This is a genomic window from Gammaproteobacteria bacterium, assembly GCA_029880545.1.
Taxonomy (GTDB): Bacteria; Pseudomonadota; Gammaproteobacteria; order Acidiferrobacterales; family SZUA-150; genus JAOUOD01.
On the sequence record JAOUOD010000008.1, the window covers coordinates 1 to 25816 of the forward strand.

Below are 25816 nucleotides of genomic sequence, written 5' to 3' on the forward strand. Positions count from 1 at the left end.
TCTATGACAACCAGGTGGTCGATATTGCCGCTTCCATCAAGCCATCGGCGCGCGGCGAGCTGGAAATCACCGATGTAAACCGTATTTACATGGAGCAGGGCCAACTCAGTGTCGAGATCATGGGTCGCGGCATGGCCTGGCTCGATACCGGCACCCATGATTCGTTGCTGGAAGCCTCATCATTTATCCAGACACTGGAAAAGCGCCAGGGCCTGAAAGTAGCCTGCCCGGAAGAAATCGCCTGGCGTCACAACTGGATTGATGACGCGCAGCTCAAGGCATTGGCAGACCCGCTGATCAAGAACGGTTATGGCCAGTACCTGATGAACCTGCTCAAGCGCGATATTCTCTGAGGCGGCCATGAACATCATCGAAACACCGTTACCCGGCGTACTGGTGATTGAGCCAAAAGTCTTTGGTGATACGCGCGGCTTCTTTCTTGAGAGTTACAGCGAGCAGCGTTACCGGGAAGCCGGTATCCGTGCAACCTTTGTCCAGGACAATCATTCGCGTTCGCACAAGGGTGTGTTGCGCGGCCTGCATTACCAGCTGAAACATCCGCAAGGCAAACTGGTGCGGGTAACGGATGGCGAAGTCTTTGATGTGGCCGTGGATATCCGTACCGGTTCACCCACGTTTGGTCAATGGTATGGCGTGCTGCTGTCGGCGGAGAATCATACGCAGTTTTATGTACCGCCCGGTTATGCCCACGGCTTTGTTGTCTTGTCCGAGTCGGCAGACTTTCAGTACAAGTGCACCGATTACTACCATCCCGAGGATGAAGGCATCGTGCTGTGGAATGATCCGGCACTGGCTATCGACTGGCACCTGGCGGCTATTCAGACCGAGGTCCAGTTGTCCGACAAGGACAAGGTGGCACGCATGCTCGCCGATATTCCCGTTGATCAATTGCCTGCCTGGCAACCGTCATCATGAAAATCCTGATAGCCGGCGCCAATGGCCAGGTGGGTCGGGAGTTGTGCCGGCGCAGTGCTGACCAGGGCCATGAATACATTGGCCTGGGCTCAGCCGAACTGGATATCACCAATGCCCAGGCGGTTGACGCCGCAGTGAATGCGTATCAACCGGATGTTGTGATCAATGCCGCCGCCTACACCGCCGTGGACAAGGCCGAGGACGAAGTCGACCGCGCATTTGCCGTAAATCGTGATGGCCCGGCCAACCTGGCGCGCGCCTGTCATGCCGCCGGTATCCCGCTGCTGCATATCTCCACTGATTACGTGTTTGATGGCAGCGCGACCACGCCCTACAAGGAAGAGGATCCGGTCAAGCCGCTGGGTGTTTATGGTCAAAGCAAGCTTGAAGGCGAGCAACAGGTGCAGGTCTTATGTCCGCATTCCGTTATCCTGCGCACCGCCTGGGTGTTTTCCGCCCATGGCAATAACTTTGTCAAAACCATGATCCGGCTGGCCCGCGAACGGGATGAGCTTCGCGTCGTCGCCGACCAGCACGGCTGCCCGACATCGGCAACCGGTATTGCCGACGCCCTGCTTGCCATGGCGCCGCAACTGCAGGCCGATCAAGGCAAGGCAGGCATTTATCATTTCTGCCAGCCCGAACCGACCAGCTGGCACGGTTTTGCCCAGGCCATTATGGATAGCGCCAGGCCCTATGGCGGCATCAAGGTGACTACCGTGCAGGCCATTGCCACCAGCGATTACCCCACGCGTGCAGCCAGGCCGGCCTATTCCGTACTGGATACAAAGAACGTACAAGACACCTTCGGCCTTGAGCTGCGCAACTGGCATGCCTCCCTTGAGCAGGTTATTGACGAGTTGCTTTCCTGAGTTAACCCCGTGCCCGCGTATTGGGCTACAATCGCGCACGACCAGTTATTGACCATTGCTCGCAGTCCGACCCGGGTGCCGCGAATGGTTCATCCATCTTGACCGGGTAATTGAATCGGCTATCCATGACCAGGCCAACATCATCCAACGGCATCAGCCGCTATATCAGGGGATCCAGCCTGTTTCGAACTGCCTTTGGCAGTTTCAGCCTGAAAGTCATCGCCGGTGGCGCGACCTTTGTTTCCGGCATCCTGCTGGCGCGGTTACTGGGGCCCAAGGAGTTTGGCATTTACGCCATTGTTATGGCGGCGGTGACTCTGGCTGGCTCTGTTGCCGCGTTGGGCTTGCCCATGCTGATTACCCGTGAAGTCGCCCGCTACCAGGCCAATGAACAATGGGCCTTGCTCAAAGGCGTTATGCTGACCACGCATCGGTGGACACTCACGGCGGCGGCAATCTTTGTCAGCATCGGGCTGTTGATGGTGATGGCCGACTGGCCCATCGCGGATGTCAGTTGGTCGCTCGCGGCACCGGCCTTGATTATCATCCCGTTGCTGGCGTTAACACTGGTTCGTGCCGCCAGCCTGCGTGGCTTGCACTGGGTGATTCTTGCCGATATCCCGGACTTGATGTTGCGCCCGATCCTGCTGCTGATCATTGCCGGGCTGGTATATATGCTGGTCGGCAGCGCCACGGCCGCCGAAGCCATGCAGTTGCAGGCCGTGTGTTTTGCCGTGGCCTTTGTTATTGGGCTGGTGTTCTTGCTGAAAAAAACACCCGCCGCCGTCAAGAGCGTCGCCGCGGACCATCATCATGCCCACTGGATACGTGAGGCGCAGCCGTTTTTCTGGATCGCGGTGGTATTCCTGGTGGATAGCCAGGTCGGCCTGTACCTGCTGGGCCTGCTGGCCGGGCCGGAGCAGGCGGGTATTATGCAGGTGGCCTTGCAACTGGTGACGCTGGTGGTTATTGGCCTGGCCGCGGTGAATTCGCCGCTGCAACCGCGGCTGTCCGCGGCCTTGGCCCGGCAAAAAACAGACGAGGCGCAAAAACTGCTCACCGAGGCGGCTCGGCTCGGCACCGGTGTTGCCACCGTCGCCGCCCTGGTGCTGATTCCGTTTGCACCGCAAATTGTTGCCCTGTTCGGGCCGGAGTACCAGGAGGCAGCCAATGTGTTGCGCATTGTCGTGCTCGGTCAGTTGATTAACGCCATGGCCGGTTCTTGCGGCATTACACTCAACGCCGGCGGCTACCAGTCTATTACCTTGCTGGGTGTCATTGTTGCCCTGATCGTCAATTCCATCCTGTGCTGGCTGCTCATCCCCCACTGGCAGGCACTGGGTGCTGCCGTCGCTCTCAGTGCCAGCCTGCTGGTATGGAATGTCATGCTGGCGGTGGCGGCCAGGCGCAAACTGGGCCTCTATACACCAATACGTTTCTCCTGATAGGCGCATCAAAACGCACAGGCCACGCACTCAATTCGGCTAATTCCAAATTTATACTGGGCTAATCGACACTTCCTTCGTGGAAAAGAAACCCCGATCGGATATAATCCCCGCCATAATAATCAGCCGAACCATAACTCGGGGCCAAGTACCCCGGCTCGGCATGACGCGGGGATACACCTACACCGAAGTGACTACCAAAATAAGGGGGGGTAGCGCGATGTATCCAGGGGTGACAGCCAACATGTTGCTGGCGCTGGTGATGACCTGCGCCTTTATTCTTGCCTTGCGCCCGGTGGCGCACCGCTTTGGCCTGCTCGATATTCCGCAAGGGCACAAAACCCATAGCCAGCACACGCCGCTGGTCGGCGGCATCGCTATTTACACCAGCCTGGCCATCCTGGTGCTGCTGGCTGAAAGCGGTGTTGCCGCCCTCGAAGGGCTGCGCCCGTTTGCGTGGTTGGTGCTGTTTTCCGGTGCCTTGGTGCTGTCCGGCGCTATTGATGATTACCGCCACTTGTCGGTAGCGGTACGGTTCCCGATCCAGATTGCCGTGGCCACGGGCCTGTGCCTGGCCACCGGCACCCAAATCAATGATCTTGGTTACCTGCTTTATGACGGCGTGTTTGTGCTCGGTATTGCTGCCTTGCCGTTCACGGTATTTGCCATGGTCGGCGCCATCAATGCACTGAACATGACCGATGGTCTCGATGGCCTTGCCGGCAGCCTGGTACTGATAACACTGCTGGCCCTGGCTGCTATCGCTGGCCTGGGTGGTGATACGCAATCGTTGACCTTTCTGCTGACATTGGCCGCCGCCGTAACAGGTTTCCTGTTATTCAATGCCCGCTTACCGGGACGGCATCATGCGCACGTATTCCTGGGCGATGCCGGCAGCATGATGCTGGGCCTGGTGATCTGTTATTTCCTGGTGACATTCTCCCAGGGAGAGAATCGCCTGATGAGCCCGGTGACGGCACTGTGGGTATTTGCCATGCCGTTGCTCGATACCTTCGGCGTCATGATACGTCGCAAGCAGGCCGGCAGGCCGGTATGGGAGCCGGCCCGTGATCATCTGCATCACCGGTTATTGCGTCGCGGCTTTACCATCGGCCAGACCGTTGCCATTATCGCCGCACTGCAATGCTTGCTGAGTGGCATGGGTGTCGTCGGAAACTATTATTCATTGCCGGATTACCTTTTGTTTTACGGTTGGATCACATTATTCGTTATTGCCAATTATGGACCAAGGTATTGGAGGCGGCCCATGAGTAATACCAAGTTTGGACAGACCTTGGATTCATAGGAAGCAACCGGCAAGTGTTTGCAGTCCCCGCATATGCCTGAGCTAACGAACATCCCCATCGACAGAAATTAGGCATCTGCAACCTATATATCTGTTGTTATCGACATGAGGAATAATTTTGAACTGAATGGGTATTATGACGGAAAAAGTACAACCGATTTTCATTATGTCCCTGCCGAGAACTGGGTCCACTCTGTTACAAAGGATTCTGTCTTTGCATCCGAAAATAAGCTCGACATCGGAAGCGTGGATTCTTCTGCCGCTTTTGTATTCTTTTGAATACGATGGGGTAGTCAGTGAGTATTGGCATCGAACCGCTGTAGATGCAATATCAGATTTTGTTGAGAAACTCCCAAACAAAGACGCTGATTTTAAAAGCGCCATAAGGTCTTTTTCGCTAGAGCTCTATGGCGCAGCGTCAGAAAAGGATTCGAGATATTTCATAGACAAGACACCGCGATATCATGTGATGGCGAAACGAATAATGGAGATATTCCCAGATGCGAAGATTATTTTTCTTTGGCGTAATCCACTTGCCGTAGTATCTTCATTGATCAGCACATTTGGACACGGCATATGGAACGTCAATTATTTTAAAATCGATCTTTTTAAAGGCCTGATAGCGCTGATGGATGCATTTAAAGATAATAGTCACCGATCGTTGTCGGTAAATTATGAAAAGTTAATCAGCAACCCAGAAGAGTGTTTATCAAGAATATTTTCATATCTGGACCTGGATGTAGTTGATATAAAATCCATAAATTTGAAAGATGCTGTCTTTCAAGGAAAGATGGGGGATCCTACTGGAACTAAAAATTATGGCGAAATTACATCTTTGCCGCTGAACAAGTGGAAGAGTGTTTTAAGGAGTCCGATAAGAAAGTGGTGGTGTAAGCGCTATATTAAGGAAATTGGAGCAAGTCGATGGGAGTTAATTGGATATCAACAGAAAGATCTTCTTGAAAGTATTGAAGGAATATCTACTTCTTACGGTATACGCGGTATTTGCGAGGACGCTATCAGGCATTTGTATGGAAATATCTTACCGATGATTTCTTCCGTAAACGTTAAAGCAAAATTCAAGAAGAATAAAAAAGTCATCTATCCGTATTATTGATCCACATGGTTATTTAATTGTATGCATAAATATGCAGACCTGTTTCAAACTATATTATTAGTAGCACTATCTGGAAATATGGCGATAGTGGCGTCTGACCGTATTGAATATTCTCTAGTTCTTGGATTTGCGTACTTTCTGTTTCAATTCTTAAAAAGACGGGAGAACCGGATTGAAGTAAGACCAATGATCGTGATCACTTTATTTTCAATACTTCTGATAATTCAATATGTATTAGTTCCAGAAAGTCTTATTTTATCGTCATCAGGGTTTATTCTGAAGTTATGTATCGCTTATCTTGCGATAATTGTTATTAAAGATTTTCCTTTGAAGTATGTTCATGCGATTTTCTTTCTATCCATCATATCGCTCTTTATTTTCACCGTTGACTTAGGATTCCAGAATATTGGAATAGATATTCGCCCATATTTTATTTGGATGAGCGAGATAATTGCTGTAGAAGACTACGGGGTGCAGTCTCGTATAAATATTGGAATACACAATTTTCAGACTGGGGATAATATTGATAGGAACGCCGGATTTTTTTGGGAGCCTGGCGCGTATTCCGGGTACATTATTCTGGCGCTTATTTTTCTATCGGCATGCAGGGATAGAGTCACAGCAAAATCCTTTTGGACAATGTTTCTTATTCTAGTTCTTGCTCTTTTTTCGACGAAATCGACTACAGGTTTAGTCATTTTCCCGCTTGTTGTTGTATTGTTGTTGAATGTCGGGAGTGGCACAAAACGAAATATCTATATAAATGTTTTGGCGATATCTATTTTGATATCGGTTAGTGTTGTAATGTTTGGGGTAATATTTAGCATGGATTTTGTAGGAGACAAGTTGCAAGAGTTGTATGGACGAGCATTTTACCAGGAAGCTGGATGGCATCTTAGTCGATTTGGATCAGTAATGTTCGATTGGGATCATATTCTTGTTCACCCGTTTGTAGGGTGGGGATTTGGAAGTGTCGAGCATTATACGATGTATACCGATCTGACTAGATATGAGGTAGGCAATGGAGCGTCCGGATTTGTTCGGCAAACGGGATTCTTAGGAGCTGCAATATACGTTATTTTCGCATACATCGGCCTCCTTTCAATATTTAGAAAAACATGGAAAGCAATCTACTCAATGTCTTTAGTGATATTGACATTAAACGGTGAATACTTCCTATCGTACCCAATTTTTCTAGCTCTGATGTTCTTGAATAATCAGAAATATTATCCAATCCAGCGCGGGAATTACAGTTCACGATCCAATCTGGTAATGCGTAAAGGCGAGGGTCGATAGTGGCGAAGATATCAATAGTAACTCCTAGTTATAATATGGCGGACTTCATAGAGACAACTCTTCTGTCAGTTATAACTCAAAATAATGTAGATTTGGAATATATAGTTGTAGATGGCATGTCTACCGATAAAACCAGCAAAATCCTGGATCAATATGGGAAATCTATTAGCCATGTAATCTGCGAAGAGGACGAGGGTCAGTATTATGCGATCAAAAATGGTTTTTCCATATCTACCGGAGAAATAATGGGCTGGATAAACGCCGATGATATCTATATGCCTTGGACGCTTTCTGTAGTATCGGAGATATTTGATAGTCACGATGATGTAGATTGGATTATAGGCAATCCTGGGTTTATAAATGAAAGAGGGCAATACATTGCCGTCCACGGAAAGCTCGCGTCGTATCCAAGGCAATATATCCAAAATGGATGGTATAGGCAGCATTTGGCTGGATATCTTCAGCAAGAAAGCATGTTTTGGAGAAGGCGGTTATGGGAGAAGGCAGGTGGTTTGGACCTTTCCCTAAACCTGGCAGCGGACTTCAAACTGTGGGTCAATTTCGCAAAATACGCGGATCTGTTTCCTGTAAATATCCCTCTTGCAGCATTTAGAAAGAGACCAGGACAACAGCGATCGTCGCTTCACAGCAATAAATACAACGAAGAAGTCTTCTCTGTGTGCAAGGATCTACCGCCTCCCCCGTTGTTGTGGAACAAATTGTCATCTCTCGGAAAAGTGCATAGCAGTGTAGCGAGAGCTATAAAATTTCATAAAACAAGAATTTTGTCATATTCAGATATCCGTCAGTCATGGGTTAAAGAGAGTATGCGATTATCGATATCAAGAGTTCATATGACTAATTTGATTTTAGAGTATATGAAACAAAGTTAATTGACGGCAACGACAGGAATTAATTCGTGAATACGATCGAAGAGAAGAAAATCGGATTTGGTGACCTGATAAGAATTAGAAGCCAGGAGGATTTCAGTAATTTTCTTATTGGGCTCGCAGTGGAACAGTATTGCTCTTGGAGAAAAAAAAACAACGAGCCATTGGGCAAGGTTTTAGCCATCTGTGCGACTAATAGGGAGGCTATCATGCTTCCCAAGTTTCCATTTGACAAAATTGTGCTCACAGGAATACATGATCAAACGGAAAATCTTCGCCCATACCTAGATAGAGATCACCGTGTAGAATATAGAGTTGAAAACGCAGAAAAATTATCTTTCGAAAATGCGGAGTATGATCTTGTGTTTTGTAAGTCCGGATTGCATCATCTCGCGCGTCCGGTTCAGGGTTTATACGAGATGCTCCGAGTTTGTAATTCAGCAGCAATATTTATTGAGCCATTTGAAACACCGTTAAGCAACGTTTTGGATAGATTAAATCTTAGATCAAAATATGAGCGACAAGACGATATGAACATTGAGGGACGGGACAACTATGTTTTTCGGTGGCAGAGGCGATTGCTCGAGCAACTCCTAAATAGTTATTATCTTGAGTCAGGTTATAAGTTGGATATTGTACGTGGCTGGATGAGTAGCCGGTACAATGCACACGATAATGGAATAGTTCGTATGGCATCCTCCGTAGCAGGGTTTCTTGCATCGAATTTACCAGGATGTGGTGGGAATCAGATTATTTGCACGATAAATCCTGGTATGAATTTGCCGCCGAACTAACAACAACATAATTTTCGACGCCGGCTACATAAAAGAGGAAATATAGTTTTGGATGCTTCAAGATACTATCGTATAAGAAGAAGAGTAAGAAAAACTGTTCAATATTTCGTTATGAGGAATATTGCCCCGTTAACGCCACATCAATTACGTGCGTATAGGGCGTCTCCAAGGGTGTTCGCCAACAGTATACCTAAGGCGGGTACAAATCTCTTGAGCCGATTGCTTAAAATGATGCCGAATGTTGTTCCAGCATGGACGTATCACATTGACGAGACAATGGATGGGGCGTTTAGACAACTACGTAGCGGTAAGAGAGGGCAGATAATCACGGCTCACATGCCTTGGACTCAGAAGCTGGCAGAAGTCTTGGAGGAGGAGCAATACAAAAAGGTTTTCATAGTGCGTGATATGCGAGATGTGATCGTGTCCGGATTACATTATGTTACAAAGAAGGATAGGTCGCATCCTCTTCATGCTTATATGAAGTCATTGCCAGACGATGATTCGAGATTAACATCGCTGATAAAAGGCGTCGATGCAGCGTACTACCCAAATCAGATAAAACCAGATAGTTGGTATAATGATTCTTATCGGTCCTTTATTCCTTGGATTGATGATTCGGACTGTTGTCTTCTTCGGTTTGAGGATTTAATTGGTGAACAAGGGGGTGGGTCTGGCGGCGTGCAAGCACAACAAATCAGTAAGCTGGCTGCTCATTTAGGTATTGATCTAGATCGTAACGAGGTAACGAAAATCTCCGCCAATTTGTTTTCTAGCTCATCTAGAACGTTTAGAAAAGGCCAGATAGGAGATTGGGTTTATCATTTCAGTGATTTCCATAAAGAGATATTCAAAGAGTATTACGGTGAGCTACTAATAAGGCTCGGATATGAGGAAGATGGGAATTGGTAGATATAGTGAAACACATTTATCGTAGTCAATTTCTGTAGAAATGGTGGTAGTAAGTTATAAAGTTAGTATCACAAAGAGTTCCTACTGGGAATATTAATTGTGTGTTGTTTAGTGAACGCTATATGGCAATAGTATATACGCATGGCAACGTAGATTTGTTATAAGCAAGAATACCGTTAAAAGGTTAGTGTGTGGATATAGTCGAAGTGATGTCTTACAACGTTTTTTGCGGAAAGCTCTCAGACGTTAAATGGGGCACGGTCAAAGTTATCAATACAATAAACGCGCATTCATTCAATATCGCGAGGTGCGATGGTGTATTTCAAGCCGCGTTGCAACAAAGTGATGTCCTGTTGCCAGATGGATCGGGAATAGTGTTGGCAGCATGGCTTTTAAAATCCACGAAAATAAATCGTATTACCGGGATGGATGTATATTTTCATCTTTTGGAGCGTCTAAATAGGACAGGGGGGCGTGTATTTTTTCTTGGGTCCACCGACAATACTTTGCATAGAATATGTGAACGGTTTCAGAAGGATTATAAAAATGTGTCGGTTGGTGTATTTTCTCCGCCCTTTGCTGATAGTTTTAGCGAAAGTCAAAATCACGAAATACTTGAGAAAATAAACATTTTCAAGCCAGATATTTTGTTTGTTGGAATGACTGCGCCCAAACAGGAGAAATGGGTATTTCTTCATCAGCACAGTATTGACGCAAAATTGGTAGTAAGTATTGGGGCGGTATTTGATTTCTATTCTGGTACAGTGAGCAGGGCACCAAAAATTATGGCCAAACTTGGTTTAGAGTGGCTGTTTAGATCCATAAAAGAACCAAGAAGACTTGGGTACCGGAACGCAACCGCTATACCAAAGTTCCTTTTTGCGATTTTGCGACATAAATTATCCGGGAAGCAGTGTTAGCAGGAGAAGGGTGTGAGAATTGTATTTATTACCCAGGAAGAACCGTTTTACTTGGCTGCACAAATCGAATATTTGCTGAGTAACGTAGTGCAGAAGGCTCAAATCGTCGGTTGTGTCCTAACATCAGTCTCACCATTTGGAAAGAATGAAGGATTTATCCTAAAGGTAATTAGAACAATAAAAATATTCGGCCCCAGATTTTTTCTTAGATATGCAATGTTATTCGTGGAAAAACGTTGGAAAAGGGGGGCGAGGGTTAAAGATGTATTTAGTAAATACTGCGTTCCGATAATAGAGCCAGAAGGATCAATCAATGACTCTCGCATACTGAACCATATAGTGCAATTTAAACCGGACCTAATAATATCCATAGCTGGAAATCAAATATTTCGAAAGCCACTATTGGATTTGGCACCAAAAGGTTGCCTCAATTTGCATACGGCGTTGCTGCCAAAATATCGTGGACTTATGCCTTCGTTCTGGGTTCTAAAAAATGACGAGAAAGAAACCGGAGTATCGGTTTTCTTCATGGACGAAGGTATCGATAGCGGTCCTATTGTTGTGCAAAAACGAGTTAATATTGGAAATAGGACTCAGCAAGAATTGATACGGCATACCAAGCGCATAGGAATGGACGCAATACTGGAAGCAATCGACTTAATTGAGCAAGACAAAGTAGTGTTGATGGAGAATCGGGACGAAGATATGAGCTACTACTCATTCCCGACCAGGCAAGACGTCAAGGAGTTCTATGCCAAGGGCAAGCGTTTCTTCTGATGAAAATTCTCACCTTTGATATAGAAGAGTGGTTCCATATTCTGGATAACGTCAGCACCAGGAGCGAAAACGAGTGGCGTAACTACCCGTCGCGTATACATGGCAACATGGATCGTATCCTGAGTCTGCTGGAGAAGAATCAACAACGTGGTACATTTTTTTGTCTTGGCTGGATTGCAGAAAAATATCCAGAAGTGATACGGCAGATTGTCGATGCCGGTCATGATATTGGCTCCCACTCCACCATGCACCAACTCGCCTATGATCAGTCTCGTCAGGAATACAAGAAGGACCTGGAGCGTTCAATCAAAGTGCTGGAGGATATTACCGGCCAGTCAGTACGATACTATCGGGCACCGGGGTTTTCTATCACTACCGAGAACCTTTGGGCATTTGAGGAGCTGGCTTCCCACGGTATTGAGCTGGATTGTTCTGTGTTTCCCGGTAACCATGGGCACGGCGGGATCCCTCGTTACTCGCACGCTCTGCCATCGATCATTGAATATCAAGGCATATCAATGAAGTCGCTGCCGATTAATTCGGTAAAACTGTTTGGCGTAAACATTATATTTTCCGGCGGCGGCTATTTCAGGATTGCGCCATTATGGTTGTTAGATCGATGGTTCCGGCAATCAGGGTACGTCATGACCTATTTCCACCCGCGTGATTTTGATGCCGCTCAACCGGTAGTGCCCGGGCTTTCTATGATGCGAAAGTTCAAGTCCTATGTCGGCCTTGGCGGGTCGTTGCGCAAACTGGAAACATTGTTGACCCGTTTTGATTTTTGCACGGTGTCTGAGGCCGAGGCTCGAACCGATTGGGCGGGGGCGCCGAGAGTCAGGCTTGGATAGCGCTATACACTGTTTTGCAAACCCCCATTCAAGGCGATATAGTCCGGGAATAATCATAAAGCACGAGATTGGCCGCGAGGCCATGCAGGGTGTGCACACATAAGAAGAAGGCAGAAATGCCGCGCGACGCAGGGCTAATAATGACAATTTACCGATCGGGGCCAGTTGATGACATTGCCACTGAAAACACCGGTATGGTCGCGCCTGCTGCAGGAGCAGCGCGCGCTCGCCACTACCCGGATTGCGTCTCTATTCCAGGATGATCCTGATCGTTTTGCGCGGTTTTCGCGTCAGTTAGACGGCTTACTGTTCGATTTTTCCAAGAATCCCATCACCCAGCCTGTTTTTGATGCCTTGATCGAGCTGGCGGAATCCAATGGTTTGCGCGCGGCCCGGGAGTCACTGTTTGGTGGCGGCATCGTGAATCCTTCCGAAAACCGTTCGGCCATGCATGTTGCCTTGCGCGCGCCTATGTCCGGGGATCATGGGCTCGATGCGGTCGCGGTCAACGGCAAGCCGGTGCTGGTCGAGGTAGAGCGAGTTCGTACGCGCATGGCGGAACTGGCCCATGCCGTCCATTCCGGTAGCTGGCTGGGCTATACCGGCAAGCGTATTACCGATGTCGTGAATATCGGCATCGGCGGTTCGGAGCTGGGACCCAAAACCGTGTTGGAAGCACTGGAGCCATTCTGGGTGCCGGGCATTACGCCGCACTTTATTTCCAACCTCGATTGCAGCCAGCTTCATCACGCGCTGGCGGGTCTGAACCCGGAAACCACGTTGTTTATTGTTTCCTCCAAATCCTTTACCACCCAGGAGACCATGTCGAACTGGCGCCTGGCGAGACGATGGTTTGTCGACCAGGCGGGTGAAGCCGCCCTGGTGCATCATGCCCTGGCGGCCACCGCCAATGTTAAGGAGGCCGTGGGTGCCGGCTTTGCGCCGGGCAATATATTTGAATTCTGGGACTGGGTAGGCGGTCGTTATTCGTTGTGGTCATCGGTCGGCCTGATCGTTGCCCTGACCGTTGGCTATGATCATTTCGCCGCCTTGCTGGACGGCGCCCATCGCATGGATCGGCATTTTCTTGAGACGCCGTTTGAAAACAACCTGCCGATCTTGCTGGCCCTGGTAGGCATCTGGAATCGCAATTTCATGCATTACGACTCCAAGGCCATCCTGCCCTATGACTATGCCTTGCGTTCACTGCACGCCCACTTGCAACAGGTCGATATGGAGAGCAATGGCAAAAACGTCGATGTGGAAGGCAACGCCGTGTCCTGCCAGACCGGGCCGATATTGTGGGGTGGTGCCGGTTCCAACGGACAGCACGCGTTTTTCCAGTACCTGCACCAGGGTACATCGACGGTGCCGGTGGATTTTATTTGTGCCATTAATGATACCGGTCATGAATCCGAAACCCGCAAGCACCTGGTTGCCAGCATGATTGCGCAGTCCGAAGCCCTGATGGAAGTGGCTGATGACCCGGGCCTGTTCCGCAAGGGCAAGGAAGCGTTTATGCAGTACAACGGCAATACACCATCCAATGCCATCATGCTGGATGAACTGAGTCCGCGGAACCTGGGCATGTTGTTGGCCATGTATGAACACGCCATTTTTACCCAGGCCGCCATCTGGAATATCAATCCATTCGATCAATGGGGCGTCGATATCGGCAAGAAACTGGCCGGCAAACTCTGGAGCGAGCTGGATGCCGGTGAAATCAGTGGTGAGCATGATTCGTCGACAGTTGGCTTGTCGCAATTTTTCCTGAAGCATTTTCGAAACGGCAACGGCAACTGATCGTGCCGTGTCCGTTGACCGTGGCGCACGTGCTTATCTTGAAAATCAAAAGCGTTGTACTTGATTCATACTTTAGTGGGTGACCAAAACTAATTTTTACTATACTCTCCAGATAAAAATTGTTGATAATAAAAACAATGCAGCAAGGAGAGGAGCATGGCAACAGGGGTGGTCGCCGGAAAGTGCCCGGCTTGTGAGGGTGGTGTGACGGCGCGCAAGCGCCGTGAAGACTGGATGCGCTGGATTCCTGCATCCAGGGTATTTGAGTGTAAAAGCTGTGGCGCAAGGTACCTTATTATATTGAATCTGCTACGTTTTCCGTTATCATAGCCCCACCATAAATAGCCTTATAAAACAGAAATTTAGTGTTTCGTAACATCCTGATTGTATGCGTCGGCAATATCTGTCGCAGTCCCATAGGCGAGTACCTGATGCGCGAGCGTGCGCTGGAGGCCGGTCAGGACGCGGTGCGGGTGTCGTCCGCAGGGCTGGGGGCGCTGGTGGATCATGGCGCGGAGCCCAATGCCGTGCAGGTGGCCGCCGGTCTCGGGCTGGATCTTGGGCCACACAAGGCCCGGCAGCTGGATGATGCCATGCTCCGCGAGAGCGACCTGGTCCTGGTCATGGAGCGCTGGCAGCAGCAGGAAATCGAACGAAAATACCCGTTTGCCCGGGGTCGCGTGCATCTGTTGGGCAAGTGGAATGAGCTGGAAATAGAAGATCCGTATAAAAAGCCGTTGCCGTTTTTTGAAAAAACCTGTGACGACATCGAAGAGTGCATCGGCCTGTGGTGTGAGAAGTTATGGAAAACCGTGTAATAGAATCAAGCCTTGATCCCGGGATGACTGGCATGTCATTGACTGCCGTATCCCGTCGTTTGGCCGTGCTGCTGTCCGTGGCCGTGCTCAGCGGTTGTATGCTGGCCCCCGGCCTGCACCTGTCCAGCACCGATTTCGATGGCGACGCACCGGCCGAGGAAAAGGCCCTGGCGGATCAGTCGCCGGAACTCGAAGTGGCATTGGTGCCAGTGACCCCGGCGCTGGTTCGACGCCAGGCCACCGAGCTGTCACAGCAACCCGGTGTTGCCGTCTCCTTGTCGGACCCGACGCCCCATATTTACCGGGTTGGGCCGCAGGATGTGTTGAGTATCATCGTTTGGGAGCACCCCGAGCTGACCATTCCCGCCGGCGGCGAGCGCCCGGTGGAGAAAGCCGGGCACCAGGTGAATAACGATGGCCAGATTTTTTATCCTTATGTCGGCCTGGTGCATGTTGCCGGCAAGACCACCGATCAAATCCGTACCGAGCTAACCCGGCAACTGTCGCGATTCATCAAGCGCCCGCAGCTCGATGTACGCGTAGTCGCCTTTAACAGCCAGAAGGTCTATGTCAGCGGCCAGGTCAAGCAGCCGGGCAACCTGCCGATCAGCGATGTACCCCTGCACGTGGCCGATGCCGTAAATGCTGCCGGTGGCGCCTTGCCCACGGGCGATGTCTCACGCGTGGTGTTATCCCGCGATGGCAAGAAGCAGTTATTGAACCTGGTCGCGTTGTACAGTTTTGGTGATGTCAGCCAGAACCTGTTGATGCGCAGCGGTGATTTGTTATACGTGCCGGAGAACAATACCAACAAGGTGTATGTCATGGGTGAAGTAAAAAAACCCGCCGCCTTGCCGTTGTTTGATGGCCGCATGACCCTGGCCGAAGCCTTGAGCACCGGTGGTATTGATCAAAATGCCGCTGCCGGGCGCGTGTACATTTTACGTCGTAATGGCGAGGGCGCGTTGGCCTACCATCTTGATGCCAGCGAGCCGGATGCGTTGATATTGGCAACAGCATTTCAGTTGAAGCCGCTGGATGTGGTGTTTGTGTCTACAGCCGGTGTCAGTCGCTGGAACCGCGTGATGTCACAATTATTGCCGACAGCGCAAACCCTGTGGACCCTGGACAGGCTCGATCCAGCGAATACTCAATAGTTTTATGCAAGCTGTTTGGCAGCGCCCGGGGTCAGAAGTAGGCCGGAACTAGAGCGCCCGGGGTCCAAGTAGGGTGGAACTAGAACGCCCGGGGTCAGACCAAGGGAGCTGATGACATCAGCGAGTCTGCTCTGACCCCTGATGAAACGATTTGAAGCGGTGAACAAACAACGCCGTTAGAACGCCCGGGGTCAGACCAAGGGAGCTGATGACATCAGCGAGTCTGCTCTGACCCCTGATGATGCGGAAACAACACCAAAGCGGTAAGGGATACATGAACGACGTACAGCAGACACTGCCCCCAGGTAATCAGCAACCGGACTTCGTTGACGACGATACCATCGATATCAGCGAATACATCGGCATGCTCATTGAAAACCGCGTGCTCATTGGCAGCATCACCGCCGCGTGTTTTTTCCTCGCCACCTTGTATGCATTTGTTGCCACACCGATCTATCGCACCGATGCCCTGTTGCAGGTGGAGCAAGATGCCTCGCCGTTCCAGAAAATGGATGAGCTGGCCAGCATGATGGGCGCTGACGCCACGTCAGCGGTCACCGAAATTGAAATCATCAAGTCACGCAAGGTCATTGGCGGCGTCATCGACAAGCTAAACCTCACCATTGAAATCACGCCCAGGTATTTCCCCTTGTTTGGTGCATCCTCGGCGCGCGCGTTCAAGCCCAAGGTTGATGAACTTGCCGAGCCATGGTTATGGTTCGACAGCTATGCCTGGGGCGGCGAAGTGCTCGACATCGACCGGCTGAGTGTACCGCGCACGCTGGTGGAAGAGGATCTGCAATTTGTCGTCAAGGACGACAAGCACTATGCCCTGTATGCAACCGACGAACTGCTGCTTGAAGGCGAAGTCGGCGTGCCGGCTGAAAACGCCGACACCGGTGTCAGCATGTTTGTCAGCCGCATGCGCGCCCGCGCCGGTATCAGCTTTAAGGTCAGGAAGTATTCACGCACCTTGTTAATTGTCGAATTACAGAAAAAGGTCAACGTTTCGGAGAAAGGCCGCAAGACCGGCATCCTCAGCGTCAGCCTCGAAGGCAAGGATCGTGACCAGATCACCACCGTTGTAGACGAAATCACCAGGAGCTACCTGCGCCAGAATGTTGAGCGTCGTTCCGAGGAATCGGAAAAAATGCTCGAATTCATATCATCACAACTGCCTTCGCTGAAAACTGACCTGGGCGCAGCGGAGCAGGCGCTAAACCGCCATCGTGAAGACAAGGGAACGGTAGACCTGAGCTTTGAAAGCCAGAAGCTCATTGATCGTGTTGCCGATATCGAGTCGGCCATATCCAAGCTCAATATCGAAAAAGCCGAGTTGTCACAAAAACTGACTACCAGTCACCCGGTAATTATTGGCATCAACGAAAAACTGTCCAAGCTTGATGAACAACGTCGCGATATTGAAACGTCGCTGTCCAAGTTGCCGGAAACGGAACTGGAATCGGTCAAGCTCAAGCGCGATGTGACTGTTGCCAACGAGTTGTACATGTTGCTGCTCAACAAGACCCAGGAGTTGCGCGTCGCCAAGGCCGGTACCGTCGGCAGTGTACGCGTTATTGATATCGCCTTGCCGGGTGAAGAACCGGTCAAGCCGAAGAAGTTGTTGATCATGGCGGTCAGCCTGATTCTTGGTTTTATTGCCGGCATTATGGCTGCGGCCTTGCGCAAGGCGCTCAACAAGACCGTGGAAGATCCCAATGCCATTGAAAAGAACCTGGGCTATGCCATTTACGCAGAAATCCCGCAATCGCAATACCAGGAAGTGTCTGACAAGGCGCTGAAGCGCAAGAAGTCGCGTGATCGTGAACTGCTGGCGCACACCAACAAGGAAGACCCGGTAACCGAAAGCCTGCGCAGTTTGCGTACCAGTATCCAGTTTGCCCTGCTTGAAGCCACTAATAACGTGGTACTGATCTCCGGCCCGGCACCGGAAATCGGCAAGTCATTTGTATCGTGCAACTTCTCGTATGTGATGGCCGAAGCGGACAAGAAAATCCTGCTGATTGATGCCGACATGCGCAAGGGCCATTTGCATGAATACTTTGGCCTGGAGCGCAGCCCTGGCCTGTCCGAGCTTGTCAGTGGCGAAGCCAGTCTTGACAAGGTCATCCACAAGGGCGCCTTGCATCCGAACCTGGATGTCATCAGTTCCGGTGTCTATCCGCCCAATCCATCGGAGTTGCTCATGAGTCCGCGGTTTGTGGATTTCCTCGAGAAGGTCAAGCCGAACTATGATCTGATCATTTTTGATACGCCACCGATCCTGGCGGTAACCGATGCGTCTGTGCTGGCGCGCAATGCCGGCACCTGTTTCATGGTGTTGCGTTCCGGACAGCATCACATGCGCGAGATCAGCCTGGCGTTCAAGCGCTTCGAGCAAAACGGTGTGCGCATGCGTGGCGCCATATTCAACGGCGTGGAAATCGCCGCCCGTGGTTATGGCAAGAGCTACGGTTACAAGTACTACAGTTATCAGTACCGCTATAAATAAAGCCGGCACAAGGTAGCGATATAAAGGGAAGAGTTGGTCATGAAGTCATCGAATACGGTGTACCACAACGCCACGGTAACGCGTGAGCGTCGCGAGGGTCTGAACAAACACAAAGGCGCGGTATTGTGGTTCACCGGCCTGTCCGGTGCCGGCAAATCGACGCTGGCACATACAGTCGAGGAACAACTGCACCAGCGTGGTATTCGCACCTACGTGTTTGATGGCGACAATGTTCGTCATGGCCTGTGCGGCGACCTGGGTTTCAGCCTCGACGATCGCAGCGAAAACCTGCGCCGTATCGGCGAGATGACGCGCCTGTTCCTGGATGCCGGCATGGTGTCATTGACCGCGTTTATTTCACCGATGCGCGAGGATCGTGAGCGCATCCGCGGCATCGTTGGTGAGCAGGACTTTATCGAAATTTTTTGCCAGTGCGATATTTCCATTTGCGAGCAGCGTGACGTCAAGGGCCTGTACAAGCGTGCACGCGCGGGTGAAATTGCCGATTTCACCGGAATTTCCTCGCCCTACGAAGCACCGGAAAATCCCCAATTGATCGTCAATACCGGCAGTGACAGCCTCGAAGACTGCGCCGCCCAGGTAATTGGCCTGCTGCAGCAGCGTGGCATCCTGTTGTCCTGATCCGGTCCTCCTGGATTGTCGGAAAAGTGAGTGGTCGCAGACTTTACGGCCGGGACTGGGTCTTACAGGGTTGAGAACGTAGTAAGACAATCGTCTTGGTTTCTCAACAAATTCCCCAAGAATTCGGTTTCAAATTAAGCAATTAACTGTATAATGGATCGCTAATATTGTTTGCCCATCGTAGTGTGACTTGGTGACAAGAAGGGGGAAGCGAGCATGACTATGGCGGTTGACGAAATTGTAGACAGCCTGATTTCCACCGAGGACGATATTTCCAGCGCCGCCCGATCCATGAAGGCCATGGCACACCCTCTGAGGCTGAAAATCCTCTGTATTCTTGGTACCAACCGGGATATTTCGGTGCAAGACCTTGTCGACAAGGTTGGTACGTCGCAAAGCAACATTTCCCAGCATTTGTCCATACTCCGCGAAAAAGGCATTCTCACCACCCGGAAAGATGCCAACAAGGTGTATTACAGCATTGCTGATCCGGCGGTCGTGCGATTGATCGGATCGCTACGCGAAGCGTTTTGCGGTATCGCTGATTAGGCGGCGATCAGGATGGGTTTGGCGCGCCTGCGCTGAACCGGCGGCCGGCGCTTGTTGCCCGGCGTGCAAACCGATAGAGTTAGCCCCCAAAAAGTTATCGATAAACCCCGCCCGGTCGCGGAGATGCCCGGGCTCAAACCATCACAGGTAGACCCATCATGGAATTTGTTGTAGCCAATTGGTACTTGTTTGCCGCGCTGGCGCTGATTTTGTTTATGTTGTTTGGCAGTACGATCACCCTGGCCATGAACGGCATCAAGTCCGTCAATGCGTCCCAGGCGATTCAGCTGGTCAATCATGACAAGGGCGTCATGATCGATGTGTGTGAAACCGTTGAATACCAGCAGGGACATATTCCCGGCGCCGGGAATTATCCGATGAGCACGCTGGGCGCACGCCTGAAGGACCTCGAAAAACACAAGGCCAAGCCGGTCATTGTTGTATGCCGCAGCGGCAACCGTTCTGCCCGCGCCGCGGTGATGCTGAAGAAGCAGGGGTTTGGGCAAGTATATAACCTGAATGGCGGCAACATGGCCTGGCAGCGGGACAGCCTGCCCATGGAAAAGTAATCTGAAGGACAGCTTATGGCCGAAGTGACCATGTATTGTACCCATGCGTGCCCTTACTGCCGCATGGCTATTGCGCTGCTGACAAAGAAAGGCGCCGTGATTAACCGGATACAGGTGGATGAGCAGCCCGAATTGCGGGCCAGGATGACCGAAATTACCGGTCGCACCAGCGTACCGCAGATTTTTATTGGTGATCGCCATGTCGGCGGTTATACCGATATCGTGGAACTGGATATGGAGGACGAACTCGACCCGCTGTTGCAGGCTTGAGTATCAAAGTTGTTGTTTATCCTTGGCCCCGGCCAAGAGAACAGAAAATTACAATATCAGTTAAGGAATTATCATGAGTAATGAAGCCGGAGAAAACCAGGGCGATAACACGCAGGCACCGGAAGGGCCGGTATTGAGTCTTGAGCGTGTATACCTGAAAGACGTATCGTTTGAATCGCCCAACAGTCCTGACGTGTTTGCCATGCAGGGCGGCAACCCGGAAATCAGTATCCAGATCAACATGGGTCATCGGCAACTGGGTAACGAAGGTTTTTATGAAGTTGTGCTGAATATAAACGCCACCGCCAAGCTGGAAGAGAAGACCGTTTTTCTTGCCGAGGTTCAGCAGGCCGGACTGTTCATGATCAAGGGTGTGCCGGAAGAAGAATTGACGAAGGTACTGGAAATCGCCTGCCCGAATATCCTGTTGCCGTTTGTGCGCGAAGCAGTGAACGACTTTGTTACCAAGGGTGGTTTCCCGCAGTTGTTGATCAACCCGGTAAACTTCGAGGCCCTGTACATTCAGAAACAGGCCGCGCAACAGGCTCAAGCCAAGCACTAGGTTTGCTGATTAACCCGGAACCGAATACCGGGATGAAGCTGGTTGCCGCCATCAGTGTTATTGGTTGGTGAAAAGCAGGGAGGAATGCGTGACTGATCAATCACCATCTGTTGCTGTACTGGGTGCCGGTTCCTGGGGAACCGCGCTGGCCATGCTGGTTGCCCGTAACGGCTTTAACGTGACCCTGTGGGGGCACGATGCCGCGCACATGGCCATGTTGGCCCATGAGCGAAAAAACAGCCGTTATCTTCCCGGCATGACTTTTCCGGATAACCTGGAAATCAGCGATAACCTGAACGATACCGCAACGACTCACGAGAACTGGCTGGTGGTGGTTCCCAGTCATGCGTTTCGCGTGACATTGGATGCGCTGGCGCCGTTCGCCTCCGCTGATACAAGGCTGGCGTGGGCGACCAAGGGACTGGAGCCGGAAGCCAGCCGCTTGTTAAGCGATATCGTTACCGAATCCTGTCCGGGCGTGCGTTCTGCCGTGGTATCCGGCCCGACCTTTGCCAAGGAAGTGGCCATGGGTATGCCTACTGCGCTGACCGTCGCTTCAAGCGATACCGAGACCGCCGAGCATGTCGCCAACTGGCTGCGCGGTGACACCGTGCGCGTGTATACCAATTCAGATGTCATCGGCGTGCAGCTGGGTGGCGCTATCAAGAATGTCATGGCCATTGCTGCCGGCATCAGTGATGGCCTGGGATTTGGTGCCAATACCCGCGCCGCCCTGATTACCCGCGGGCTGGCGGAACTGACCCGACTTGGGGTCGCCATGGGTGGCCACGCTGAAACCTTTACTGGTCTCACCGGTGCCGGTGACCTGGTGCTGACTTGCACTGACAACTTGTCCCGCAATCGCCAGGTGGGCCTGGGCCTGGGTGCCGGCAAGTCGCTGGCAACCATTCTGTCCGAACTGGGGCAGGAGGCGGAAGGCGTCAATACCGCACGGGAGCTGCATCGCCTGGCGGCCAGGCTCGGTGTTGATATGCCCATTACCGAACAGGTGTTCCGGGTGTTGTACGAAGGTGTTTCGCCGCGCGATGCGGTGGTCGCCCTGTTGCAGCGCGACCCGAAATCCGAATAGCGTCGATTTCGGGCTGGAGCCGCTTTTCTGCCTGCCAGCAACTCTCGAGATCACCGGCATTTTTGGCCCTCAGCGGCAGCAATTTGACGTGATTTGTCAGTTGCTTGTCTGAATTTGCTTCGCTGAGCCCTGCGTCAAATTTTTGGCATTTTCCATATAAAACAACAGCTTTTGCTGGATTTGCGTAATTCATGTCTGGCAATCACCGGTTCCAGCACATATTTTGACTTTTTCTCTCTAATTATCAGTTGGTTACAAGACATTTTTTAATTGCCTTGTGAGAATCATGTCTTCCTCCGTCAAAAACCTGACTTTAATCACACAATAAAACCCTGAGTATTTCCACTGATTGAACTTTTTCAATTAGTCAAAAATTGCCAAAACTTTGGCACGGTCGTTGCTGAGCAGCCGCGTAAGCAATAAAAAGATGAATAAATCGCATAATTGACATAAACTAGTCTGCATAACCTATTGAATTATAAAGACGTTGATTCATCCTGGTCTGCGGATTTCTAAACCTGGCACAAGTATGTGGAAGAACGGGGCGCGAGGACCGAATGCCTGACGACAAAACCAATCCGGGAACATGGTGCGACACGATGAAAACTTGTTGTCGAGTTTTTGTCATGTCCACGATTATTTTTGTGGCTATGCTCGGCCAATCACCGGTATACGCTACACCCGTCTCACGCACTATCACCATTGACGGCGTAATGACCGATTGGATTGCGCCTTTCGACCTCACAACCAACCCCGGACAATTTTCCACCGATGGTGACGGCTCGGTCTGTCCTTCAACCGACCTGGATACCGGTACACCTTGCGCGGTGCTGACGCCCAGTGGTCGTGACCTGGCACGATTTGCCTACACCTGGGATACGACGAACCTGTACTTCTACGTCGAACGTGTAGCTGGCACCTCCAACTCCACCGACTGGTTCTTTTACATAGACGTGGATAACGACGGCTTGATGGAAGCCGGCGAAAAAGTATTGCGTATTGCATGGAATGGAAATACCCGCGCTACATCCCGGGAGTTGTGGGACTACGTACCGTTGTTGCCGGCTGGTGACAGTATGGCCGGGGACGGCTATACCATGCCCGGCGGGATTTCGAACAAGCAGACAATGGCTGGCGCCAGTGGCGGCGCGACTGACAAGTTGTCCATGGAATCCTGGATCGCGTTTTCCGAAATCGGATTGAGCGGTCCGCAATCGATCCAATTCCATATTGCCGCCGGCAACTCTACAGCGTTGCCGGGCGGAATCATCGATAACATGAATGGCCCGGCAGGCAGTGGTCTGCAATTCTCCGAGCTGGGTGTCAGCAAGATAGCCAGTGTCGCTGATGTCTATGGCACCAGTGCATTTAGCTACACCATTACGATCAGCAATGCCGGTGACGTCGATGCAACCAATGTTTCCGTAACGGATGTATTGCCGGCCGAAGTGAGTTACGTGAGCCATGCAGCCGGACAGGGCAGTTATGATCAGGCCACCGGTGTCTGGACCATAGGCACTATTCCCTTTACCACGCCGAATACCAGCATCAGCCTTGTGATTACCGTGGTCCCGGCGGCGGTGACCGTAGTGACGCCGGTAACCAACAGCACCAGTGCTTTGACGCTTGACCAGAATGATTCCAACAGTGCCAATGATATTGGCAGCGTCACTGTGCAATTGCATCCTGCTCCAAGCCTGGTGGTAATGAAATCAGTTACCACTGTAACGGATCCGGTTAACCTTTCGGTTAATCCGAAATCCATACCGGGCGCAGTAAAGCTTTACCAGGTTGATGTCACCAACACCGGTACCGGCGCATCGGATGCTGACAGCCTGGTTGTTGCCGATGCCATTCCGGTGAATACGGAAATGTATGTTGCCAGCCTGGGCGCAGGTCCGGTTGTGTTTATTGATTCAGGTTCGACGCTCGCTTACACCTACACATCGCTGTCCAGTACGACAGACAGTATCGATTTTTCCAGTAATGGAGGCGCTACCTGGACCTATACACCGGTAGCTGATGCGGATGGCTATGACGCCAATGTTACAAACTTCCGTATCAGGCCGACGGGTTCGTTGCCGGCTGCAGTCGGTAGCACCCCGGCATTCAGTCTCCGGTTCCAGGTAAGGCTGAAATGATGCGCATACTGGTTACCCTATGCATGTTGCTGATACCGGCGGTGACGCTGGCAGCCGGTACGCCCGCAGGAACGACCATCAGCAATACGGTTACCGTGAATTATGTTGCCGCCGGGACACCGGCAACAACCGGGGCCAGTGTCAGTTTTGGTGTCCACGAAATCATCGACGTGATTGCCTCCTGGCAGGATGGTGCCAACGTACCGGTGGCGAGCCCTTCGCTTGCCCGGTTGCTGACCTTTATTGTTGTCAATACAGGCAACGGCAACGAAGCCTTTGCCTTGTCTGTATTCAATGGCGATGCGACTGACCAATTTGACCCGTTGAACCCGAGAATCTTCCTTGATAACGGCAATGGTGTATGGGATGGCGTTGCCGTTGAAACCCTGTATCAGCCCGGTGTGAATGAACCGGTGCTGGATGCCAACGGTGTGGACCGGGTAACTGTTTTTGTCGTGAACGACATACCGGCTGCCCTGGCTGTTGGTGCATTGGGCCATTCACGGCTTGATGCGCAGGCCATGACGCCAGGCGCAGCGGGATCAGCACCTGGTACAACACTTCCCGCTATGGGTGACGCTGGCGTGGACGCGGTTGTTGGTGCTTCCGGCGCCCAGTCACTGGCAGCCGGTACCTATATTGTCAATGTTGGCGCGCCGGTTAGCGTGAACATGACCAAATCATCCCGGGTTATATCCAACCCGGAAGGCTGTGTGACACCGCCGTGTGCGCCGAATCCCGGCGCTGTGATTCGCTACAGCATACAGGTAGAAGTTACCGGCAGCGGTTCTGTTGACAACCTTGTTATTACCGACCCGATACCCGCCAACACCGGCTATGTACCCGGAACTATCACTCTTGACGCAGCAGCAAAGACCGATGCTGTTGACGCAGACGAAGCAGAATTCAGTGCCGGATCAGTGATGCTAAACCTTGCAACTGTCACTGCGCCGGCGACGCGAATCATAACATTTGACGTGACAATAAATTAGACCTGGAGGCGCCCATGAAATACATGAAACACCTGATCGCTATGCTGGCATTGATGTGGTTATCGGTTCCGGCCCTGGCAGCACAGGGATCGATAGAAGTCAGGATTGAAGTAAAAAAAATCGAGGTCACCACGGTATACGGTGAAAAAAAGACAAAGGAAGTGGATGTCAAAACCGTACTGCCCGGTGACGAACTGATCTACACCATCTACTTCAAGAACATTGACCGTGTGCCTGTAGACAACATCGAAATCACTGACCCGATTCCGAAAGGTACTGTTTACAAGCAGGGTTCGGCGTTTGGCGCCGGCACCGAAATTACCTTTTCAGTGGATGGCGGCAAGACCTATGCAGGGCCCGATGACCTAAATGTCACCGGCAAAGATGGCGCGGTGCGCAAGGCCCAGGCCGCTGACTATACCGATATACGCTGGATTTTCACGCCAAAACTGCCACCGGAAAAGACCGGTACGGCACAGTTCAGGGTAATTGTGAAATAGCAGTCGAGCGAACAAATTCAGGAGCAAGAGATTATGAATACCCTGGTTGATATTGCGCGATCCACTTTGATGAGTCTGCGATCACGCGACGGCCC

General features: G+C 51.1%; 27 protein-coding genes. All 27 read left to right on the forward strand.

The annotated features are described in order from the left end of the window. Nucleotides 1–353: sugar phosphate nucleotidyltransferase (locus OEZ10_10220; protein ID MDH5633351.1), on the forward strand; the 353-nt coding region annotated here is incomplete at its 5' end. Between the two features lie 7 nt (nucleotides 354–360). Continuing rightward, on the forward strand, nucleotides 361–936 hold the full coding sequence (gene rfbC, locus OEZ10_10225; protein MDH5633352.1) for a dTDP-4-dehydrorhamnose 3,5-epimerase: 576 nt from the start codon (nucleotides 361–363) through the stop codon (nucleotides 934–936). Then, entirely contained in the window at nucleotides 933–1808 is an 876-nt protein-coding gene (gene rfbD, locus OEZ10_10230) for a dTDP-4-dehydrorhamnose reductase (GenBank protein ID MDH5633353.1), read from the forward strand. Before rfbC ends, rfbD begins: the two co-directional genes overlap by 4 nt. Before the next feature lie 125 nt (nucleotides 1809–1933). Then, on the forward strand, nucleotides 1934–3253 hold the full coding sequence (locus OEZ10_10235) for an oligosaccharide flippase family protein (GenBank protein ID MDH5633354.1): 1320 nt from the start codon (nucleotides 1934–1936) through the stop codon (nucleotides 3251–3253). 220 nt (nucleotides 3254–3473) lie between these two features. Beyond that, nucleotides 3474–4559 (forward strand): undecaprenyl/decaprenyl-phosphate alpha-N-acetylglucosaminyl 1-phosphate transferase, encoded by a 1086-nt coding sequence (locus OEZ10_10240; GenBank protein MDH5633355.1) that lies wholly within the window; start codon nucleotides 3474–3476, stop codon nucleotides 4557–4559. A gap of 166 nt (nucleotides 4560–4725) precedes the next feature. Next, entirely contained in the window at nucleotides 4726–5676 is a 951-nt protein-coding gene (locus OEZ10_10245) for a sulfotransferase (GenBank protein MDH5633356.1), read from the forward strand. Between the two features lie 21 nt (nucleotides 5677–5697). Continuing rightward, nucleotides 5698–6972 (forward strand): hypothetical protein, encoded by a 1275-nt coding sequence (locus tag OEZ10_10250; GenBank protein ID MDH5633357.1) that lies wholly within the window; start codon nucleotides 5698–5700, stop codon nucleotides 6970–6972. After that, nucleotides 6972–7865, forward strand: coding sequence for a glycosyltransferase (locus OEZ10_10255; protein MDH5633358.1), 894 nt, complete (start codon nucleotides 6972–6974; stop codon nucleotides 7863–7865). Before OEZ10_10250 ends, OEZ10_10255 begins: the two co-directional genes overlap by 1 nt. A 26-nt stretch (nucleotides 7866–7891) precedes the next feature. Beyond that, complete coding sequence (locus OEZ10_10260) at nucleotides 7892–8656, forward strand: class I SAM-dependent methyltransferase (protein MDH5633359.1); 765 nt, start codon at nucleotides 7892–7894, stop codon at nucleotides 8654–8656. A 228-nt stretch (nucleotides 8657–8884) separates the two neighbouring features. Then, entirely contained in the window at nucleotides 8885–9568 is a 684-nt protein-coding gene (locus tag OEZ10_10265) for a sulfotransferase domain-containing protein (GenBank protein ID MDH5633360.1), read from the forward strand. A 191-nt stretch (nucleotides 9569–9759) separates the two neighbouring features. Then, nucleotides 9760–10488: a WecB/TagA/CpsF family glycosyltransferase gene (locus OEZ10_10270; GenBank protein ID MDH5633361.1), complete on the forward strand. Its 729-nt coding sequence runs from the start codon at nucleotides 9760–9762 to the stop codon at nucleotides 10486–10488. Between the two features lie 12 nt (nucleotides 10489–10500). Beyond that, nucleotides 10501–11265: a formyltransferase family protein gene (locus tag OEZ10_10275; protein ID MDH5633362.1), complete on the forward strand. Its 765-nt coding sequence runs from the start codon at nucleotides 10501–10503 to the stop codon at nucleotides 11263–11265. Further along, nucleotides 11265–12116, forward strand: coding sequence for a polysaccharide deacetylase family protein (locus OEZ10_10280; GenBank protein MDH5633363.1), 852 nt, complete (start codon nucleotides 11265–11267; stop codon nucleotides 12114–12116). Before OEZ10_10275 ends, OEZ10_10280 begins: the two co-directional genes overlap by 1 nt. A 168-nt stretch (nucleotides 12117–12284) precedes the next feature. Further along, nucleotides 12285–13919 (forward strand): glucose-6-phosphate isomerase, encoded by a 1635-nt coding sequence (gene pgi, locus OEZ10_10285; GenBank protein ID MDH5633364.1) that lies wholly within the window; start codon nucleotides 12285–12287, stop codon nucleotides 13917–13919. A 156-nt stretch (nucleotides 13920–14075) separates the two neighbouring features. Continuing rightward, nucleotides 14076–14249 carry a hypothetical protein gene (locus OEZ10_10290; protein ID MDH5633365.1) on the forward strand — a complete coding sequence of 58 codons (174 nt, stop codon included), beginning with the start codon at nucleotides 14076–14078 and terminating at the stop codon, nucleotides 14247–14249. 35 nt (nucleotides 14250–14284) lie between these two features. Continuing rightward, nucleotides 14285–14737, forward strand: coding sequence for a low molecular weight phosphotyrosine protein phosphatase (locus OEZ10_10295; protein ID MDH5633366.1), 453 nt, complete (start codon nucleotides 14285–14287; stop codon nucleotides 14735–14737). Next, nucleotides 14722–15894 carry a polysaccharide export protein gene (locus OEZ10_10300; GenBank protein MDH5633367.1) on the forward strand — a complete coding sequence of 391 codons (1173 nt, stop codon included), beginning with the start codon at nucleotides 14722–14724 and terminating at the stop codon, nucleotides 15892–15894. Before OEZ10_10295 ends, OEZ10_10300 begins: the two co-directional genes overlap by 16 nt. Before the next feature lie 274 nt (nucleotides 15895–16168). After that, on the forward strand, nucleotides 16169–18406 hold the full coding sequence (locus OEZ10_10305; protein ID MDH5633368.1) for a polysaccharide biosynthesis tyrosine autokinase: 2238 nt from the start codon (nucleotides 16169–16171) through the stop codon (nucleotides 18404–18406). Nucleotides 18407–18439: 33 nt separating this feature from the next. Further along, nucleotides 18440–19048, forward strand: coding sequence for an adenylyl-sulfate kinase (gene cysC / locus OEZ10_10310; GenBank protein ID MDH5633369.1), 609 nt, complete (start codon nucleotides 18440–18442; stop codon nucleotides 19046–19048). A gap of 222 nt (nucleotides 19049–19270) precedes the next feature. Beyond that, on the forward strand, nucleotides 19271–19597 hold the full coding sequence (locus OEZ10_10315) for a metalloregulator ArsR/SmtB family transcription factor (GenBank protein MDH5633370.1): 327 nt from the start codon (nucleotides 19271–19273) through the stop codon (nucleotides 19595–19597). Nucleotides 19598–19755: 158 nt separating this feature from the next. Continuing rightward, complete coding sequence (locus OEZ10_10320; protein MDH5633371.1) at nucleotides 19756–20166, forward strand: rhodanese-like domain-containing protein; 411 nt, start codon at nucleotides 19756–19758, stop codon at nucleotides 20164–20166. A 15-nt stretch (nucleotides 20167–20181) separates the two neighbouring features. Beyond that, entirely contained in the window at nucleotides 20182–20436 is a 255-nt protein-coding gene (grxC, locus tag OEZ10_10325; protein MDH5633372.1) for a glutaredoxin 3, read from the forward strand. A gap of 73 nt (nucleotides 20437–20509) precedes the next feature. Further along, nucleotides 20510–20998 (forward strand): protein-export chaperone SecB, encoded by a 489-nt coding sequence (gene secB / locus OEZ10_10330; protein MDH5633373.1) that lies wholly within the window; start codon nucleotides 20510–20512, stop codon nucleotides 20996–20998. An 88-nt stretch (nucleotides 20999–21086) separates the two neighbouring features. Beyond that, nucleotides 21087–22088 carry an NAD(P)-dependent glycerol-3-phosphate dehydrogenase gene (locus tag OEZ10_10335; GenBank protein ID MDH5633374.1) on the forward strand — a complete coding sequence of 334 codons (1002 nt, stop codon included), beginning with the start codon at nucleotides 21087–21089 and terminating at the stop codon, nucleotides 22086–22088. Nucleotides 22089–22714: 626 nt separating this feature from the next. Continuing rightward, nucleotides 22715–24229, forward strand: coding sequence for a DUF11 domain-containing protein (locus tag OEZ10_10340; protein MDH5633375.1), 1515 nt, complete (start codon nucleotides 22715–22717; stop codon nucleotides 24227–24229). Then, nucleotides 24226–25221: a hypothetical protein gene (locus tag OEZ10_10345; GenBank protein MDH5633376.1), complete on the forward strand. Its 996-nt coding sequence runs from the start codon at nucleotides 24226–24228 to the stop codon at nucleotides 25219–25221. The genes OEZ10_10340 and OEZ10_10345 overlap by 4 nt, the downstream gene beginning before the upstream one ends. Before the next feature lie 14 nt (nucleotides 25222–25235). Next, complete coding sequence (locus OEZ10_10350) at nucleotides 25236–25721, forward strand: hypothetical protein (GenBank protein MDH5633377.1); 486 nt, start codon at nucleotides 25236–25238, stop codon at nucleotides 25719–25721. Nucleotides 25722–25816: the final 95 nt, after the last annotated feature.

Excerpts from the sequence above, each read along its gene's own strand:
- OEZ10_10265 (MDH5633360.1), top strand. The coding sequence starts at position 8,885 with ATGATGCCGAATGTTGTTCCAGCATGGACGTATCACATTGACGAGACA.
- OEZ10_10250 (MDH5633357.1), top strand. The coding sequence starts at position 5,698 with ATGCATAAATATGCAGACCTGTTTCAAACTATATTATTAGTAGCACTA.
- OEZ10_10235 (MDH5633354.1), top strand. The coding sequence starts at position 1,934 with ATGACCAGGCCAACATCATCCAACGGCATCAGCCGCTATATCAGGGGA.
- OEZ10_10300 (MDH5633367.1), top strand. The coding sequence starts at position 14,722 with ATGGAAAACCGTGTAATAGAATCAAGCCTTGATCCCGGGATGACTGGC.
- OEZ10_10340 (MDH5633375.1), top strand. The coding sequence starts at position 22,715 with ATGTCCACGATTATTTTTGTGGCTATGCTCGGCCAATCACCGGTATAC.
- OEZ10_10305 (MDH5633368.1), top strand. The coding sequence starts at position 16,169 with ATGAACGACGTACAGCAGACACTGCCCCCAGGTAATCAGCAACCGGAC.
- OEZ10_10320 (MDH5633371.1), top strand. The coding sequence starts at position 19,756 with ATGGAATTTGTTGTAGCCAATTGGTACTTGTTTGCCGCGCTGGCGCTG.
- pgi (MDH5633364.1), top strand. The coding sequence starts at position 12,285 with ATGACATTGCCACTGAAAACACCGGTATGGTCGCGCCTGCTGCAGGAG.
- OEZ10_10240 (MDH5633355.1), top strand. The coding sequence starts at position 3,474 with ATGTATCCAGGGGTGACAGCCAACATGTTGCTGGCGCTGGTGATGACC.
- secB (MDH5633373.1), top strand. The coding sequence starts at position 20,510 with ATGAGTAATGAAGCCGGAGAAAACCAGGGCGATAACACGCAGGCACCG.
- grxC (MDH5633372.1), top strand. The coding sequence starts at position 20,182 with ATGGCCGAAGTGACCATGTATTGTACCCATGCGTGCCCTTACTGCCGC.
- OEZ10_10315 (MDH5633370.1), top strand. The coding sequence starts at position 19,271 with ATGGCGGTTGACGAAATTGTAGACAGCCTGATTTCCACCGAGGACGAT.
- OEZ10_10245 (MDH5633356.1), top strand. The coding sequence starts at position 4,726 with ATGTCCCTGCCGAGAACTGGGTCCACTCTGTTACAAAGGATTCTGTCT.
- OEZ10_10280 (MDH5633363.1), top strand. The coding sequence starts at position 11,265 with ATGAAAATTCTCACCTTTGATATAGAAGAGTGGTTCCATATTCTGGAT.
- rfbD (MDH5633353.1), top strand. The coding sequence starts at position 933 with ATGAAAATCCTGATAGCCGGCGCCAATGGCCAGGTGGGTCGGGAGTTG.
- OEZ10_10290 (MDH5633365.1), top strand. The coding sequence starts at position 14,076 with ATGGCAACAGGGGTGGTCGCCGGAAAGTGCCCGGCTTGTGAGGGTGGT.
- OEZ10_10345 (MDH5633376.1), top strand. The coding sequence starts at position 24,226 with ATGATGCGCATACTGGTTACCCTATGCATGTTGCTGATACCGGCGGTG.
- rfbC (MDH5633352.1), top strand. The coding sequence starts at position 361 with ATGAACATCATCGAAACACCGTTACCCGGCGTACTGGTGATTGAGCCA.
- OEZ10_10350 (MDH5633377.1), top strand. The coding sequence starts at position 25,236 with ATGAAATACATGAAACACCTGATCGCTATGCTGGCATTGATGTGGTTA.